We start from the raw sequence: 15819 nt of genomic DNA on the forward strand, positions 1-15819 counted from the left end.
CGGCTCCGGCGCGGTGGGGCGTGGGTGGCGGAGCCGCCCGCACTGGAGAGCGTTATACCTCTGAGGTATAGATATGACTCAGAGGTATAACGCTCGAAACCCAGTCCTCCCCCGCGTGGGACGCTGTGTGACCGTTGGGCCCGCCGCAGGATCAGTCGCAGCCGTAGCCGTCGTTGTCGCGGTCCAGGTCGTAGATGTCGTCGCCGATGACCTTGACGGGGCCTGTGACGTAGGCGGGGCCGTTGCCGCCGCCCGGTAGGCAGTCGACGTCGCTGGCGATCGGGACGCAGCCGCCGTAGTTCGGGTCATGCCGGCATCCGCTCGGCCGGACCGGGCAGGGCCGATCGTGCGGCCTCACTCGGGTATGAACTTCGCGAATCGCCCCTTATCAGCGGGCGTCCAGGAGGGGCTGTCGCGGGTTCCAGGGTGGACCTCCGGCCGCGTCGCGGCGGCGGCGGGCGATCGCCGACAGTGCCTCCAGGACCACGCGATTGCCCAGGTACGCGGTGATGTCGGCGTGGTCGTACGGCGGGGCGACCTCGACCACGTCCACCCCGACGACGGGCAGCTCGTAGCAGACCCGGCGAACCGCGTCGAGCAGTTGCCGGGAGGTCAGGCCGCCCGGCTCCGGGGTGCCGGTGCCCGGCGCCATGCCGGGGTCCACGACGTCCACGTCGACGGAGAGGAACACCCCCTCGCACTCGTCGACCGCGATCGCGAACGCCTCGGTGAGGCACGCGTCGAGCCCGCGCGCGACCAGCTCGGTCATCTCGTACGACCGCATCCGCTGCTCCGCCATCCAGGACAGGACGTCCGGCCCGGGCCAGTAGCCGCGCAGCCCGATCTGGAGGAACCGGTCACCGCGTACCGCGCCGGACTCGATGAGCCGGCGCATCGGCTGGCCGTGCCCGTGCAGCGAGCCGAACTCGATCTCACCGGTGTCGGCGTGCGCGTCGAAGTGCACGAGCGACACCCGGCCGTGCCCGTGCTGCCGGGCCACACCGGTGGCGTCGGGCAGCGCGATGGAGTGGTCCCCGCCGAGCACGACCGGGATGGCGCCGGCGGACGACACGGCGTGGACCGCGGCCTCCAGGGCGGCCAGCGAGCGCTCGATGTCGCCGGAGAACATCTCCACGTCGCCGGCGTCGTACACGCGCAGGTCGCGCAACGCGTCGACGCGCAGCGCGAGGGACGGGCGGGAGCCGTCGTGGGCGAGGTAGCACGCCTGCCGGATCGCCGACGGTCCGAACCGGGTGCCGGGCCGGTGCGAGGTGCCGCCGTCGAAGGGCGCCCCGACGATCACGACGTCGGCGTCGCCGTACGACGCCGGGTCGTCGAGCGTGCACCGGTCCACGCCGAGGAAGGTGATGTCCGGCCCGTACATGGCCCCGTAACGGCTCATCGCTCCTCCATCCCCCACGGCGAGCCGTAGGCGTTCAGCAGGTCGAGGAACGGCACCGGGGGCAGCGCCTCCGGGCCGAGCACCCCGACGCCGGACCAGGCGCCGGTGGCGAGCAGTTCCAACGCCACCACCGGGTTGACCGCGGTCTGCCAGACCACCGCCTGGTGGCCGTACTCCAGCATGGACCACTCGTTGTCGACCACGTGGTAGAGGTAGACCTCCCGGGGCCGCCCGTCTGGACCGAGGCCCCGCACCCAGGTGCCGGCGCACGTCTTGCCGCGCATCCGCTCGCCGAGGGTGGCCGGGTCGGGCAGGCAGGCGGCCACCACGTCCCGCGGCGACACCTGGACGCCGCGCACGCCGACCGGCGCGGTCGAGTCGAGGCCGAGCTTGTGCAGCGTCCTGAGCACCTCGATGAACTCGTCGCCGAGGCCGTACTTGAAGGTGACCCGGCGGGCCTTGACCCAGCGCGGGATGAGCAGCACCTCCTCGTGCTCGACGTTGACGCACTCGACCGGCCCGATTCCCTCCGGGAAGTGAAAGACCTCCGGCTCGGAGAACGGTTCGGTGGTGTACCAGCCCCGGTCCCGCTCCCAGACCACCGGCGGGTTGAGGCACTCCTCGATGGTGGTCCAGATGGAGAACGACGGCGCGAAGTCGTAGCCGTCCACGGTGAGGTTCGCCCCGTCCCGGACGCCGATCTCGTCGATCTCGCTGAACAGCTCGTCGGCGGCGTACCGGGCGAAGACGTCGGACAGGCCGGGTTCGACACCGATGCCGCACAGCGCCAGCCGGCCGGCCGCGGACCAGTCGTCGGCCAGCGCGAACTGCGCGTCGCCGAGCAGCACCCCGGTCTCGGCGTACGGGCGGGACGGATGCGGCCGCGACAGCGACATCGCCATGTCCAGGTAGTCCGCGCCAGCCGCGAACGCACCGTCGAAGATCGGCATGACGAAGCGCGGGTCGACGGCGTTGAGCACGTGGGTGATCCGGTGCTCCCGGCAGAGCGCGGCGACCCCGTCGGCCGAGGACGCGTCCACCTGGGCGGCGACGAACCGGTCACCGTGCCCGGCGACGGCACGCTCGGCGCGGCCCGGGTCGTGGTCGGCGACCACCATGGTCTCGAAGAAGGACCGTCGGGCGGCGATGGCTACGGCGGCGGAGCCGACGCCACCGGCGCCGACGAGCAGGACACGCATCAGGAATCAAACCCCAAACCGAGACGATCGAGAGTACGGAGCCAGAGGTCGCGCCGGCCCTCGCGCGCGTCGGCGCGGGCCAGTGACCAGCGGGTGAGATTGATGCCGATGGAGCGGACGGGTTCCGGCGGGAACGGCAGCGGCTTGCTGCGGACCAGGTCGAGCCCGGTCAGCGGGGTGTTCCCGCCGGCCAGCAGGTCGAGCAGCACGCGGGCACCGAAGCGGGTGGCGCCCACGCCGAGACCGGTGTAGCCGGCCGCGTACGCCAGCCGACCGTCGTACGCGGTGCCGAAGAACGGGCAGAACCGGGTGCAGGTGTCGATGACGCCGCCCCAGCGGTGGCTGAAGCGCACGTCGGCGAGCTGCGGGAAGGTGGTGAAGAAGTGCTGGGCGAGGGTGGTGAAGGTGGCGGGACGCTGCTCCAGCTCCGGCGCGACCCGGTTGCCGTAGTGGTAGACGGCGTCGTACCCGCCGAAGAGGATCCGCCCGTCGGAGGTGATCCGGTAGTAGTGGAACTGGTTGCCGGTGTCGGCCAGTCCCTGCCGGTTGCGCCAGCCGATCGCGTCCCGCTGCGCCGGGGTGAGCGGCTCGGTCATCAGCACGTGGTCGTACACCGGCACCAGGTACGCCCGCAGCCGGCGCAACAGCGGCGGGAAGGCGTTGGTGGCCAGCACCACCCGCCGGGCCCGTACCGACCCGGGCGCGGCGTCCGGCCCGCCGGCCGTCCGGGCGTACAGCGCCGCGCCGTCGGCGCGCAGCCCGGTCACCCGCGTGTGCTCGTGCACCCGCACGCCGAGGTCGAGGCAGGCACGGCGCAGCCCCCACGCCAGCTTCGCCGGGTCCAGCATGGCCACCCGGTCGGCGTCGACCATCCCGCCGAGGTACGTCGGCGAGTTCACCTCGGCGCGAACCTCGTCGCGGTCCAGCAGCCGCACCTGATGGCCGTACCGGCGGGCCAGCTCCGCGTCAGCGGCGAGCCCGGCCAGCTGGTACGGCTCGACGGCGACGGCCAGCTCGCCCGTGCGTTCGAAGTCGCAGTCGATGCCGAATTCGGCGATGGTGGCGGCGATGGCGTCCAGGTTCTCCCGGCCGAGACGGTCCAACTCGCCGACCTCGTCGGGAAACCGGTCGACGCCGTTGGCCAGGCCGTGGGTGAGCGAGGCGGCGCAGAACCCGCCGTTGCGCCCGGACGCGGCCCAGCCGCAGGTGCCCGCGTCGACGAGCAGCACGTCGCGGTCCGGCTCGGCCTGCTTGGCCAGCACGGCGGCCCAGAGCCCGCTGTATCCGCCGCCGATCACCAGCAGGTCGGCGTGCTGCGGGCCGGCGAGCGGCGGCAGCGGGTCGGGGCGGTCTGGACGGTCGAGCCAGTACGGCACCGGGGCCGCGTCGGCGAGCGCCCGGCCGGTGTGCGGGACGGTCATGACGGCCGGTGCGCCGGACGGCCCTGCCCCGTGCTGGCCAGCAGGTTGGCACGGCGGGATCGCCGACCGCGCAGCGAGCTGAGCCCGACCAGCAGCAGCGCGATCGCGAACATCGCGGTGCCGATGACGTTGACCTGCGGCGGGATGCCCCGCTGGGCAGCGCCCCAGACGTACATCGGGAACGTGACGGTGGTGCCGGCGTTGAAGTTCGTGATGATGAAGTCGTCGAAGCTGAGCGAGAAGGCCAGCAGCGCGGCGGCCACGATGCCGGGCAGCACCAGCGGCAGGGTGATCCGCTGGAAGGTCTGCCACTCGCTGGCGTACAGGTCCATGGCGGCCTCCTCCAGCCGCCGGTCCATCCCCGCGAGACGCGCCTTGACGGTGACCACCACGAACGAGACGCAGAACATCACGTGCGCGATGACGATGGTCCAGAAGCCCTGCGGCACCCCGGCGGAGACGAAGAGGGCCAGCAGCGAGGTGCCCATCACCAGCTCCGGGGTGGCCATCGGCAGGAAGATCAGCACGTTGATGCCGGAACGACCACGGAAGCGGTGCCGGACCAGCGCGAACGCCATCAGGGTGCCGAGCACGGTGGCGACCACGGTGGCGATGAAGCCGATCTGCACGCTGCGGACCACCGCGTCGCACATGTCCGACGTGGCGCACGGCTGGCGCCAGTTGTCCAGGGTGAACTCGTTGAAGTCGTACGACAGCCGGCTCGACGGGCGGTTGAACGACAGCCCGGCCACCACCAGGATCGGCAACGCCAGGTAGCCGAGCACCAGCAGCGCCACGATCATCACCCAGCGGTCTGCCAGCCAACGCGACAGCCTCACAGCACCTCCTCCGTGCCGGCCCTGCGCAGGTAGCCGAAGACCACCGCGAGGATCGCCGCCATCAGCAGGAACGACAGCGCGGCGCCCTGCGGGTAGTCCAGCCGGACCAGGAACGCCGAGTCGATGACGTTGCCGATCATGTACTCGTTCGGGGTGCCGAGCAGCTCGGCGTTGATGTAGTCACCGCTGGCCGGAATGAAGAACAGCAGCGTGCCGGCGACCAGACCCGGCATGGACAGCGGCAGGGTCACCCGGCGGAACGCCTGCAATCCGCTGGCGTACAGGTCACTGGCCGCCTCCAGCAGTCGGTGGTCGAGCCGCTCCAGGCTCGCGTACAGCGGCAGCACCAGGAACGGCAGGAAGTTGTACGTCAGGCCGAGCACCACCGCGAACGGGGTGGCCAGCAACCGACCGTCCGGGGCGAGCAGGTGCACGTCGCGCAGCAGGCCGACCAGTGCGCCGTTGTCCGACAGGATGGTCTTCCAGGCCAGCGTGCGGACCAGGAAGCTGGTGAACATCGGCGCGACCACGCAGACCAGCAGCAGGTTCTTCCACCGGCCGGCCTTCTGCGCGATGGCGTACGCAAGCGGGTAACCCAGCACCAGCGCCAGCACCAGGGCCACGCCGGCGTAGCCGAACGAGCGCAGGAACTGCGGCCAGTACGCCTGCAACACGTCCGGGTAGTTGCCGAACGCCCAGGTCAACGCGTACCCGGTGGAGAGCGAGCCGCTGGGGTCGTAGAGGCTGGCCGCGGCGAGCTGCACCAGCGGCACGCCGAAGAACACCAGCAGCCAGGCCGCCCCGGGGAGCAGCAACAGGTACGGCAGCAGGCGGTGCCTCCCCGACCGGGCGGCCGGCGGCGTGGGCGGCGGCTGCCCCGATCCCGTGGGCACCTGGGCCAGGACGCTCACGACGGCGCACCCACCGGCTCGTCGACCACCGGGGAGGTCCGGTCGCTGTCGGCGGCGTCCCGGGGCAGCAGGAACGCGTGCCGTGGATCCCAGTACGCCACGGCCTCGCTGCCGACCGGCACCTGAGCCGCCGCCCCGCTGTTGGCCGTGAACACCGACAGCTCGGTGCCCCAGCCGGTGCGCAGCAGGTACTGCGTGCTGACCCCCACGTAGGAGGCGTCGCTGACCACCCCGGTGACGTGCTGGTGGCCCGCGGGCACCTGGTCGGCGGAGCCGACCAGATGCAGCTTCTCCGGGCGTACCCCCAGGTGGATCGGACCACGGTCGGCCCGGGACCGGCCGGCGGGCACCGAGAAGCGCGCGCCGTGCGCCGTCACCGCCACCTCGCCGCCCGCGGTGCCGGCGGCCTCGCCGGCGAGCAGGTTGGACTGGCCGAGGAAGTTCGCCACGAACGCGGTGGCCGGGAACTCGTAGATATCGGCCGGGGCGCCGAGCTGCTCGATCCGGCCGGCGTTCATCACCGCGACGGTGTCGGCCATGGTCATGGCCTCCTCCTGGTCGTGCGTGACGTGTACGAACGTGATGCCCACCTCGGTCTGGATCCGCTTCAGCTCGATCTGCATCTGCCGGCGCAGCTTGAGGTCGAGAGCGCCCAGCGGCTCGTCGAGCAGCAGCACCTGCGGCTGGTTGATGAGCGCGCGGGCCAGCGCGACCCGCTGCTGCTGGCCGCCGGAGAGCTGGGCCGGGCGGCGGTTGCCATAGTCGTCGAGCTGCACCAGCGACAGCATCCGCAGGACCTCGTCGTCGACCGAGCGGATGCCGCGCCGACGCAGCCCGAAGGCCACGTTCTCGAAGATGTTCAGGTGCGGGAAGAGCGCGTAGCTCTGGAACACGGTGTTGACCGGTCGCTTGTACGGCCGCAGCCGGGCGATGTCACGGTCGCCGAGCAGCACCTGACCGCTGGTCGGCTCCTCCAGACCGGCGATCATCCGCAGCGTGGTCGTCTTGCCGCAGCCGGACGCGCCGAGTAGGGCGAAGAACGAGCCCTGCGGGATGGTCAGGCTGAGGTCGTCGACCGCGGTGAAAATCCCGAACCGCTTGGTGAGGTTGGCCAGGCGCAGGTCGCCGGCGGGTGTCTCGCGCGCCATCTCCGTCACGCCCCGATGACCTGCTGGTACTTGCCCTCGTACTCCTTCTCCTGCTTCTCGTCCAGGGCCATGAACACCTTGGACTTCGACAGCAGCGCCTCGTCGGGGAAGATCAGCGGGTTGGCGGCCAGCTCGGGGTCGATCTTCTCCATCTCGGCCTGGGCGCCCTTGACGGGGCAGATGTAGTTGACGTACGCGGCGAGCGTCGCGGCGACGGCCGGCTCGTAGTAGTAGTTGATCAGCGCCTCGGCGTTGCCCTTGTGAGTGGCCTTGTTGGGGACCATCATGTTGTCGCTGAACAGCATCACGCCGGAGTCAGGCGCGACGAACTGCACCTTGGCGTTCTCGCTGGAGAGCTGGATGACGTCCCCGGACCAGCCGATGCACGCGGCGATGTCACCCTTGGCCAGGTCGGGTGCGTAGTCGTTGCCGGTGAACTTGCGGATCTGTCCGGAGTCGACGGCCTTCTTGAGCTTGTTGAGCGCGTCGTCGAACTGGGCGGTGGTGAAGTTGGCCGGGTCGTGCCCGTTGGATCCGAGCAGCAGGCCCATCGTGTCGCGCATCTCGCTGAGCGCGGTCACCTTGCCCTTGAGGTCGGGTCGGGTGAGCAGCTCGTCGACGGTGCGCAGCTCCTTGGTGACGTCGCCGTTGTACGCCAGACCGGCGAGGCCCGACTGCCACGGGATGGAGATCCGGTTCTCGGTGTCGAAGGAGCGGTTGAGCAGCGACGGGAGCAGGTTGGCCTGGACGTTGGGAATCTTCGCCGGGTCGAGCTTCTGGATCCAGCCGAGCCGGATCATCCGGGCGGCCATCCAGTCGGTCAGCACGATGAGGTCCCGATCCGTGCTCTGGCAGGCCGCGAGCTGGTTCTGCACCTTGCCGAAGAACTCATTGTTGTCGTTGATGTCCTCGGTGTACGTGACCTGGATGCCGGTCTTGGTGATGAACCCGTCGAGGCTGGGTCGCTTGGACTCGTCCTTCTCGTCCACGTCCATGTACTGCGGCCAGTTGGAGAAGGCAAGCTTCTTCTCGGTGCCGGAAAGGTCTTCGCTGACGCAGCCGGCCTCGGTCTGCTGCGCGCCCTTGGTGCCGCAGCCGGCGAGGCTGCCGCCCGTGGCGAGGAGCGCGGCCGAACCGAGAGTGCCGGTGAGCAGTCCACGCCGGGTGAGGGGCCGGAGGGGAGTACGCATGACGACTCCTAAAGGGTCATCGTCGGCGGGCGGGACGGGGGTGGCGCGCCGGCGGGAGGGTCAGGTGCCATGGACGACTGATCCTGACATGAGGTGACCTTCCTTACAAGGGATTCCGTTGCGGGGTTAGCGATGCACGACGAAATACGCCAGACTGCGCGAGGACACACGCGCGACATCACGATTCGGTACATGGGGAGCGCACGATGACGAACCGGCAGCACGAGAACGGCAACGGCGGTCGACGCGTCGCTGTCCGTGAAGGTGCCAATCACGCTCTGCTGGATGACGTGGCCAAGCGGATCATCGAACAGCTCCAGGAGGACGGCCGGCGACCGTACGCCACCATCGGCAAGGCGGTCGGGCTCTCCGAGGCGGCGGTTCGCCAGCGGGTGCAGCGGCTGCTCGACTCCGGCGTGATGCAGATCGTCGCGGTGACCGATCCGCTCCAGCTCGGCTTCCCCCGCCAGGCGATGATCGGCCTGCGTACCGACGGCGACCTGGAGGCGGTGGCCGACCGGCTGGCCGAGTTGGAGGAGGTCGACTACGTGGTCATCACCGCCGGGTCGTTCGACCTGCTCACCGAGGTGGTCTGCCGCAACGACGACCACCTGCTGGAGATCCTGCAGCGACTGCGCGCGGTGCCCGGGGTGCTGTCCACCGAGGCGTTCGTCTACCTCAAGTTGCGCAAGCAGACGTACACCTGGGGCACCGCCTGACGCTCACGGCCTCGTGATCCACTCGGCTTCCAGGAAGTCCGGGTGTCCGGGCGGCCCGGACACCGCGATTTCCGTGATCCCGAGTGGATCAGCGGGCCGCCTGGCGGACTGCCCCAGAGACGCCCCGCCCCCGTCCCGGCTGCTCCACTCGCTTGATCCACTCGACATCCTTGATATCGCGGCATCAACCCCGCCCCGACACCCCGACATCGGCGATATGGAGTGGATCGTGGCCGGCGGGCCGGCGGACCGGCGGACCGGCAGGGCGGCGGGGCGGCGGGCCGGCAGGGCGGCGGGCGGCGGGCCGGCAGGGCGGCGGGCCGGCAGGGCGGCGCGGACCGGCGGGGCCGACCGGGCCGGGCCGGGCCGACCGGGCCGGGCCGGGCCGACCGGGGCATTGTGTGGCGCCCTTTGCTCTGCTTCACCCGGCGCAACACCCGGTGTCCGGATACCGGACGTGCGGTGTTGCGTCCGTTGAAGCAGAGCAAAGGACCGCGAACCAGGGTCACCCGGCCGTCCGGGCGGCGACGAACAGGGCCGGGACCACCGTGCGGATTCCGTCGCCACCGAGGCTCATGCTCGCTGAATTCGTCGCCGGCAGGCCCGAGTACAACCGATCACACTTGCGTCGCCGACTCCTACTGTGCGATAACCGTGGGCAGAGCGGCCGGCCTCACCCCTTTGACCGGCCCGACGACCGATGGGGCTGACATGGCCAACGCCACCGACCACCTCTGGATGCACTTCACCCGGATGGCGAGCTACTCCGCCGGCGAGGTGCCGACCATCGTGCGCGGCGAGGGCGCGTACGTGTGGGACGCGCAGGGCCGCCGCTACCTGGACGGGCTCGCCGGGCTCTTCGTCGTCAACGCCGGCCATGGCCGCACCGAACTGGCCGAGGCGGCCGCCAAGCAGGCCGGCGAGCTGGCCTACTTCCCGCTCTGGTCGTACGCCCACCCCAAGGCCGTCGAACTGGCCGAGCGGATCGCCTCGCTCACCCCCGGTGACCTGAACCGGGTCTTCTTCACCACCGGCGGCTCCGAGGCCGTCGAGGCGGCGTGGAAGCTGGCCCGGGCCTACTTCAAGCGCACCGGCCAGCCCAACAAGTACAAGGTGATCAGCCGCTACATCGCCTACCACGGCACCTCCATGGGCGCGCTGTCGATCACCGGGTTGCCCGGCATCAAGAGCGACTTCGAGCCGCTGGTGCCCGGGGCCATCAAGGTGCCGAACACCAACTTCTACCGGGCGCCGGAGCACGGCGACGACCCCGAGGCGTTCGGCCGCTGGGCCGCCGACGAGATCGGCCGGGCGATCGAGCGGGAGGGGCCGGACACGGTCGCCGCGGTCTTCCTGGAGCCGGTGCAGAACTCCGGCGGCTGCTTCCCACCCCCTCCCGGCTACTTCGAGCGGGTCCGGGAGATCTGCGACGCGTACGACGTGCTGCTCGTCTCCGACGAGGTGATCTGCTCGTGGGGGCGGCTCGGCGAATACTTCGGCGCCGTGCGCTACGGCTACCAGCCGGACATCATCACCACCGCGAAGGGCATCACCTCCGGGTACGCCCCGCTCGGCGCGATGATCGCCAGCGAACGGCTGATGGAGCCGTTCCTCACCGAGACCGGCATGTTCGCCCACGGGGTGACCTTCGGTGGCCACCCGGTCTCCTGCGCGGTCGCCCTGGCCAACCTGGAGGTCTTCGCCCGCGAGGACCTCATCGGGCACGTACGGGCCAACGAGGACGCGTTCCGGTCCACTCTGGAGAAGCTCAACGACCTGCCGATCGTCGGTGACGTCCGCGGGGACGGCTACTTCTACGGGATAGAGCTGGTCAAGGACAAGACGACCCGGAAGACCTTCGACGAGGCCGAGTCGGAGCGGTTGCTGCGTGGCTTCCTCTCCACGGCCCTGTTCCAGGCCGGGCTCTACTGCCGCGCCGACGACCGTGGCGACCCCGTCGTGCAGCTCGCCCCGCCGCTGATCGCCGAGCAGCAGCACTTCGACGAGATCGAGCAGATCCTGCGTACGGTGCTCACCGAGGCATGGGCACGACTCTGAGCGGCGACCCCGCCGGGCACTACCGGGAGCTGTCGCACTGGCTGTCCACCTTGGACGAGCCACTGACCCCGCGACCGGCGCTGCCCGGCGACGCGGACGCCGACGTGGTGATCGTGGGCGCCGGCTACACCGGGCTGTGGACGGCGTACCACCTGGCTCGGGCCGAGCCGGCGCTGCGGATCATCGTGCTGGAGAAGGAGATCGCCGGGTACGGCGCGTCCGGCCGCAACGGCGGCTGGTGCTCGGCGCTCTTCCCCACCTCGCTGACCGGCCTGGCCCGCCGGCACAACCGGGACGCGGCAATCGCCATGCAGTGGGCCCTGCACGAGACGGTGCGCGAGGTCGGCCGGGTGGTCGCGGCGGAGGGCATCGACTGCGACTGGGCGGACGGCGGGACGGTCACCCTGGCCCGCACCGGCCCCCAGCTCGCCCGGGCCCGGGCCGCCGTGGACGAGGCCCGCGCGTTCGGCTTCGGCCCGGAGCACCTGGCACTGCTCGATGCCGGCGAGGCCGCCGCCCGCTGCGCCGCCGAGGGGGTACGCGGTGGGACGTACACCCCGCACTGTGCCGCCGTGCACCCGGCGAAGCTGGTCCGTGGCCTGGCCCGGGTGGTGGAACGGCTCGGGGTCACCATCCACGAGCGGACGCCGGTCGCCGCGATCCGGGCCGGTGCGGCGGTCACCGCGGCCGGGACGGTATGGGCCCCGGTGGTGGTCCGGGCGACCGAGGGGTACACGCCCACGCTGCCCGGTCAGCGACGGGCCGTGGCACCGGTGTACTCGCTGATGGTGGCCACCGAGCCGCTGCCGGCGGAGACCTGGGCGCGGATCGGGCTCGCCCAGCGCGAGACGTTCTCCGACCACCGGCACGTGATCATCTACGGCCAGCGGACCGCGGACGGCCGGCTGGCCTTCGGCGGGCGTGGCGCTCCGTACCATTTCGGGTCGCGGGTCTCCCCCGGCTACGACCGGGAGCCACGGGTCTTCGCGGCGCTGCGGCGGACGCTCGGGGAGCTCTTCCCGGTGCTCGGCCCGGACGTGCCGGTGACGCACACGTGGGGTGGCCCGCTCGGGGTGGCCCGGGACTGGGCGGCCTCGGTCGGCTTCGACCGGGCCAGCGGGCTGGCCTGGGCGGGCGGCTACGTCGGGGACGGGGTGGGCTCCAGCAACCTCGCCGGCCGCACCCTGGCGGACCTGATCCGCGGCGAACGCACCGAGCGGACCGCCCTGCCCTGGGTCAACCGTCGCTCCCCCCGCTGGGAGCCCGAGCCCATCCGCTGGCTGGCCGTCAACACCGCCCTACGCGTGATGACCAAGGCGGACGCAACGGAACTCCGCACCAACCGCCCCTCCCGCCAGGCAAAAGCCCTCTCCCGCCTCCTAGGCAACTAACCCCACCCCGCCCCGGGCAGGGGTGGGGGTTAGTGGTTGGGGGGGATTACGCGGAGGTGGCCTCGGCGGCCGGTGGAGTGGGACTGGTCGGGGTGGGACCGGTCGCGCGGGTCCTCGGGGGGCCTCGGGGCCGGGCGGGCGGCCTCGCGGACCGCCTCGGCGAGCGCGACCAGGTCGTCCGTGGTGGGCGGCGGCGGCTCGAACTCGCCCTCGTGCCGGACCACGTCCCAGCCCCGCGGCGCGGTCAGGCTGCGGGCGTGCGGCTCACACAGGTCGTACGTGTGCGGCTCGGCGAAGGCCGCCAGCGGACCCACCACCGCTGTCGACTCGTTGTAGACATAGGTCAATGTGGCGACCGCTTGCCGGGGGCAGCCGTTACGGGAGCAGCGCCGTGGTGACCTCACGGCGGCAGGGTATCTCCATTACCGGGTCCGGCGCATCGCTTCGCGTTGCGACACGCCCGTCGTGGTGATCACAATCCACCCGCCCGGCTCACGCCGCGCCACGGGAGCGGCGCTGCCGCTGGCCAGCCCGACGCGGGGGCTACCCTTTCCCTCATGACGAGCCCGGAACACCGCCGCCCCGGTTCCGGCCGACGCGCCCACCGTGACCGGCACGGGCGCGGGCTGCGTGGGCGGTTGGTACCGGCGACCGTGCCGCTGGCGCGGACCAAGGCGGAGGTCTTCGACGACCTGGTCCTGGACACCGTCGAGACGCTGGAGCGCCGGTTCGCCAAGGAGTTGGCCGGTGTCGAGTTCGCGGTCGAGGACGTCCCGCCGGATCTGAACGTCTACGACTCCGATGTGCTGGAGGACGGCGAGGTCCCGCTGGCCCGGCTCCTGCCGGGCCGTCCGGGCCGACAGGAGGTCCCGCCACGGATCGTGCTGTACCGGCGACCTCTGGAGTTCCGGGCGATGGACCGCGAGGACCTCGCCGACCTGGTGCATGACGTGATCATCGAACAGGTGGCGAACCTGCTCGGGGTCGACCCCGACGAGCTGGCCTGAGCCGTCCCCGCGCGGGCGAGCCGGGCGGCCCCCACCGCCCCGACTCCGCACCGCTCAGGCGGCCCGCCGCTTCAACTTGCGCCGTTCCCGCTCTGAGAGCCCACCCCAGATGCCGAACCGCTCGTCGTGACCGAGAGCGTATTCGAGGCATTCGGTCTTGACCTCGCAGCGCGAGCAGATTCGCTTCGCCTCGCGGGTCGAGCCGCCCTTCTCGGGAAAGAACGCCTCGGGGTCGGTCTGCGAGCACAGCGCCCGCTCCTGCCACTCCGGCGCGTTTCCGAGCAGGTCGGCCACCTCAAGCTGGCCGTCCATCAAATGCCTCCTTGTCGCGCACCGGCGTCATCGCCGCTGCAACCCCCCACGCGAAAGGCGTGCTTGTCCGTCCGGTCCCATTTTGTTGCGTTCCGTGCGAACAACCCCATTCAAATTACACGCGTGTAATGCGTGCGCCGTCAAGCCAAACTTGATAATGGAGTCGCCCTCCCGACACCCCCGGCCGGCCACTCGGGCCGTCCAGCCTCGCAACCTGCCCTATCGATTCAGACCCCGGCCGAGTAACGCCCTCTCCGGCGAGTTGCCCGACTTTTCTGCCGTGGCGCTCCCTCGGCTGGCCGCCCCCGCGACGACGCCTGGAGCACCGGACGCCCCCTCCCAACAAAGCTGATCTTGGTGGGAGACAGGTTAACGCGGCGCGGCCCAGACCGCCCGTCGAGCGACAGACACCGCACGCGCCCCGTCCACATTGTGGACGGGGCGCGACGGAAAGAGGGAGCCGATTTGGTCAGCCGGCAACCCCGAACACGCTGCTCGGCCACACAAACTCGGCAATCGCTCCACCATGGACGGTAACCGTCCCCACGGGCGCACTCTCGTCCCACCAGACGGTATAGATGCCGGCGGGAAGATCGGGGTAGACCGCACTGTGGAACGAGCCGTCCCGCACCCGGCGCTCCCGCACCGCCGAGTGGGTCCGCCGGTCCTCGGCCCGACTGATCTCGATTTCCCGGCCGTGCAGATCCCGGCCGGTGTGAATGATCAGGGCGCCGGTCTCGCCGCCCAGATCGAGAACGACGCTCCCGGTCTCCGACGGCCCGTACGCGTGCTCGTGCATCCGCCGCTCCCCGCGGTCAGGACGACGCCGGCGGGTTGTTGAACCCGCCGTACGGCGTACCCAGGTAGGGGAAGTTTCCGAGGAACGGTGCGGTCACGTCGGCGGCGCTCAGCCCGGGGGTGAGAGCGGCGGTCGCCGCGTCCGGGCGGAATGTCTTGTCCACCAGCGGGACGGTCAGCCCGGCGATCGCCCGCAGCGCGATGCTGACCACGTCGTCGGCGACCCGCCGGCCGTTCGGGAAGCCCGCCAGGTCACCGCCGAGCACGCCGAAGCGGTCCGGGCGCCGGGTGGGCGGGATCCCGGTGTTCAGCCGCAGCATGTCGGCCTGCACGTCGCCGGTGGCGTTGGTGAAGCCGTCGATCAGCCCGGCCGGCACGCCGGTGAGCAGGATCGCCACCAGATCCGCCCGGGGCTTCTTCGCCTTGCTGAGCTTGTCCAGGTTGGGAAAGACGTCCGGGTAGAGCGCCGGCAACAGCGCGGCCAACTCCGGCTGCTCGACGAACCGCAGGAACCGCTTGTCCTCCGACGGCGGAAGGGAGTTCCACAGGTCCTTCTTGGACATCGGCACGATGACCTCGTTGAACAACGGGTTGCCCAGCCGGGAGACCTGCGTGAACGGACCGGCGGCGGTGTCTGCGGCCGCCCGGTCGCCCAGCACCCGGACCTGCCGGCGCGACGCCGACGTCCACACGCCGATCACCGACGCGCGGTCACCGGCGCCGTACCGGTTGGCGCGACGGCGCACTCGGCTCAGCGGCACCTGCACGGCGATGCTGTGCACGTTCATCCGGTCGGTGGCGTTGACCGGCTCCCCCTCGGCCTTGAAGACCTTCTTGCCGGCCACGTGCAGCTGCTGGAACGGCCGCAGCGTGCCGAGGTCGAAGATCGCACCCAGGTCGACGAAGAAGCCGTCCGCGCGCTGCCCGGCGAAGACCCGCTCCCCGGTGGAGAGCGAGTAGGTGGCCTGCCGCACCAGCTCCGCGTACTTCGGGGTGGACAGCGGGCCGACGTTGCACGGCGGGCAGGGCAGCTTGTGCGCGAGCCGATGCTCCCGGCCGTCGGCGATCCGGGTCAGGCTGTAGAACTGCCGCCGGTTCCAGTTCTCGCTGTCCAGCGAATCGATCGGGCCGGTGTTGTAGAGAAAGCTGTTCGGATTGGTGATCTCGGTCGTGAATTCGAACCGGTAGGTGACATCCGGACTGCCGTCGCCGTCGTTGTCAATATGGATCTCGTACCGCACGTCGTCGCCGAACTCGAAGAAGTTCGGGCCCCCGGAGGGGAGCTGCAACGGCACGTAGTTGGCGATCAGCGTGACCGAGTCGGGCTTGTCGGGGCTGACGAACGCGTACAGGTCGGAGCTGTCGGCGACCGGATCCTTGGCTATCTCCGGGGCCTCGCGGTGGGAAGACATGGCGGACCAACC

General features: G+C 70.9%; 16 protein-coding genes. 4 read left to right on the forward strand and 12 right to left on the reverse strand.

The features are described 5' to 3' along the window. Nucleotides 1–151: 151 nt before the first annotated feature. Genes ACWD5O_RS00505 through ACWD5O_RS00540 form a run of 8 tightly spaced genes read right to left on the reverse strand, consistent with a single transcriptional unit; the run spans nt 152 to nt 8110 of the window. Nucleotides 152–358, reverse strand: coding sequence for a hypothetical protein (locus tag ACWD5O_RS00505; RefSeq protein ID WP_387323373.1), 207 nt, complete (start codon nt 356–358; stop codon nt 152–154). Nucleotides 359–388: 30 nt separating this feature from the next. Next, nucleotides 389–1402, reverse strand: a complete 1014-nt coding sequence (gene speB / locus ACWD5O_RS00510; RefSeq protein WP_387323370.1) for an agmatinase — start codon at nt 1400–1402, stop codon at nt 389–391. Further along, nucleotides 1399–2601: a saccharopine dehydrogenase family protein gene (locus ACWD5O_RS00515; protein WP_387323367.1), complete on the reverse strand. Its 1203-nt coding sequence runs from the start codon at nt 2599–2601 to the stop codon at nt 1399–1401. The genes speB and ACWD5O_RS00515 overlap by 4 nt, the downstream gene beginning before the upstream one ends. Continuing rightward, entirely contained in the window at nt 2601–4022 is a 1422-nt protein-coding gene (locus ACWD5O_RS00520) for an NAD(P)/FAD-dependent oxidoreductase (protein WP_450084229.1), read from the reverse strand. Before ACWD5O_RS00520 ends, ACWD5O_RS00515 begins: the two co-directional genes overlap by 1 nt. After that, nucleotides 4019–4861, reverse strand: a complete 843-nt coding sequence (locus ACWD5O_RS00525; RefSeq protein ID WP_450004322.1) for an ABC transporter permease — start codon at nt 4859–4861, stop codon at nt 4019–4021. Before ACWD5O_RS00525 ends, ACWD5O_RS00520 begins: the two co-directional genes overlap by 4 nt. Next, nucleotides 4858–5772, reverse strand: a complete 915-nt coding sequence (locus tag ACWD5O_RS00530) for an ABC transporter permease (RefSeq protein ID WP_354962762.1) — start codon at nt 5770–5772, stop codon at nt 4858–4860. The genes ACWD5O_RS00525 and ACWD5O_RS00530 overlap by 4 nt, the downstream gene beginning before the upstream one ends. Further along, nucleotides 5769–6920: an ABC transporter ATP-binding protein gene (locus ACWD5O_RS00535; protein ID WP_450084351.1), complete on the reverse strand. Its 1152-nt coding sequence runs from the start codon at nt 6918–6920 to the stop codon at nt 5769–5771. The genes ACWD5O_RS00530 and ACWD5O_RS00535 overlap by 4 nt, the downstream gene beginning before the upstream one ends. Before the next feature lie 5 nt (nt 6921–6925). Then, entirely contained in the window at nt 6926–8110 is a 1185-nt protein-coding gene (locus ACWD5O_RS00540; protein WP_450084230.1) for an extracellular solute-binding protein, read from the reverse strand. A 206-nt stretch (nt 8111–8316) separates the two neighbouring features. Between ACWD5O_RS00540 and ACWD5O_RS00545 the strand changes: the two genes are divergently transcribed. From ACWD5O_RS00545 to ACWD5O_RS00555, 3 genes are all read left to right on the forward strand, one after another. Next, a complete protein-coding gene (locus tag ACWD5O_RS00545) occupies nt 8317–8829 on the forward strand; it encodes an Lrp/AsnC family transcriptional regulator (protein ID WP_089017637.1) in 513 nt (170 codons plus the stop codon). Nucleotides 8830–9540: 711 nt separating this feature from the next. Further along, nucleotides 9541–10887, forward strand: a complete 1347-nt coding sequence (locus tag ACWD5O_RS00550; RefSeq protein ID WP_450084231.1) for an aspartate aminotransferase family protein — start codon at nt 9541–9543, stop codon at nt 10885–10887. Continuing rightward, nucleotides 10872–12278 (forward strand): NAD(P)/FAD-dependent oxidoreductase, encoded by a 1407-nt coding sequence (locus ACWD5O_RS00555; protein ID WP_450084232.1) that lies wholly within the window; start codon nt 10872–10874, stop codon nt 12276–12278. Before ACWD5O_RS00550 ends, ACWD5O_RS00555 begins: the two co-directional genes overlap by 16 nt. A gap of 29 nt (nt 12279–12307) precedes the next feature. Here ACWD5O_RS00555 and ACWD5O_RS00560 read toward each other — a convergent pair whose 3' ends face one another. Next, a complete protein-coding gene (locus tag ACWD5O_RS00560; protein ID WP_354962758.1) occupies nt 12308–12682 on the reverse strand; it encodes a DUF3499 domain-containing protein in 375 nt (124 codons plus the stop codon). A 153-nt stretch (nt 12683–12835) separates the two neighbouring features. Here ACWD5O_RS00560 and ACWD5O_RS00565 point away from each other — a divergent pair, with 153 nt between their 5' ends. Next, complete coding sequence (locus tag ACWD5O_RS00565; RefSeq protein ID WP_074316962.1) at nt 12836–13285, forward strand: metallopeptidase family protein; 450 nt, start codon at nt 12836–12838, stop codon at nt 13283–13285. A 54-nt stretch (nt 13286–13339) separates the two neighbouring features. Here ACWD5O_RS00565 and ACWD5O_RS00570 read toward each other — a convergent pair whose 3' ends face one another. The 3 genes from ACWD5O_RS00570 to ACWD5O_RS00580 all read right to left on the reverse strand — a co-directional run bounded on the left by ACWD5O_RS00570 (nt 13340) and on the right by ACWD5O_RS00580 (nt 15807). Next, complete coding sequence (locus ACWD5O_RS00570; protein ID WP_007455784.1) at nt 13340–13597, reverse strand: WhiB family transcriptional regulator; 258 nt, start codon at nt 13595–13597, stop codon at nt 13340–13342. A gap of 469 nt (nt 13598–14066) precedes the next feature. Continuing rightward, nucleotides 14067–14396: a phospholipase gene (locus ACWD5O_RS00575; protein ID WP_450084233.1), complete on the reverse strand. Its 330-nt coding sequence runs from the start codon at nt 14394–14396 to the stop codon at nt 14067–14069. A 16-nt stretch (nt 14397–14412) separates the two neighbouring features. Continuing rightward, a complete protein-coding gene (locus ACWD5O_RS00580; RefSeq protein ID WP_450084234.1) occupies nt 14413–15807 on the reverse strand; it encodes a DUF4331 domain-containing protein in 1395 nt (464 codons plus the stop codon). Nucleotides 15808–15819 lie beyond the last annotated feature (12 nt).

This window comes from Micromonospora sp. NPDC005161 (assembly GCF_053599855.1).

Coding starts and splice junctions, on each gene's coding strand:
- speB (WP_387323370.1), bottom strand. CDS start 1,402: ATGAGCCGTTACGGGGCCATGTACGGGCCGGACATCACCTTCCTCGGC.
- ACWD5O_RS00515 (WP_387323367.1), bottom strand. CDS start 2,601: ATGCGTGTCCTGCTCGTCGGCGCCGGTGGCGTCGGCTCCGCCGCCGTA.
- ACWD5O_RS00520 (WP_450084229.1), bottom strand. CDS start 4,022: ATGACCGTCCCGCACACCGGCCGGGCGCTCGCCGACGCGGCCCCGGTG.
- ACWD5O_RS00535 (WP_450084351.1), bottom strand. CDS start 6,920: ATGGCGCGCGAGACACCCGCCGGCGACCTGCGCCTGGCCAACCTCACC.
- ACWD5O_RS00540 (WP_450084230.1), bottom strand. CDS start 8,110: ATGCGTACTCCCCTCCGGCCCCTCACCCGGCGTGGACTGCTCACCGGC.
- ACWD5O_RS00545 (WP_089017637.1), top strand. CDS start 8,317: ATGACGAACCGGCAGCACGAGAACGGCAACGGCGGTCGACGCGTCGCT.
- ACWD5O_RS00550 (WP_450084231.1), top strand. CDS start 9,541: ATGGCCAACGCCACCGACCACCTCTGGATGCACTTCACCCGGATGGCG.
- ACWD5O_RS00555 (WP_450084232.1), top strand. CDS start 10,872: ATGGGCACGACTCTGAGCGGCGACCCCGCCGGGCACTACCGGGAGCTG.
- ACWD5O_RS00565 (WP_074316962.1), top strand. CDS start 12,836: ATGACGAGCCCGGAACACCGCCGCCCCGGTTCCGGCCGACGCGCCCAC.
- ACWD5O_RS00570 (WP_007455784.1), bottom strand. CDS start 13,597: ATGGACGGCCAGCTTGAGGTGGCCGACCTGCTCGGAAACGCGCCGGAG.
- ACWD5O_RS00575 (WP_450084233.1), bottom strand. CDS start 14,396: ATGCACGAGCACGCGTACGGGCCGTCGGAGACCGGGAGCGTCGTTCTC.
- ACWD5O_RS00580 (WP_450084234.1), bottom strand. CDS start 15,807: ATGTCTTCCCACCGCGAGGCCCCGGAGATAGCCAAGGATCCGGTCGCC.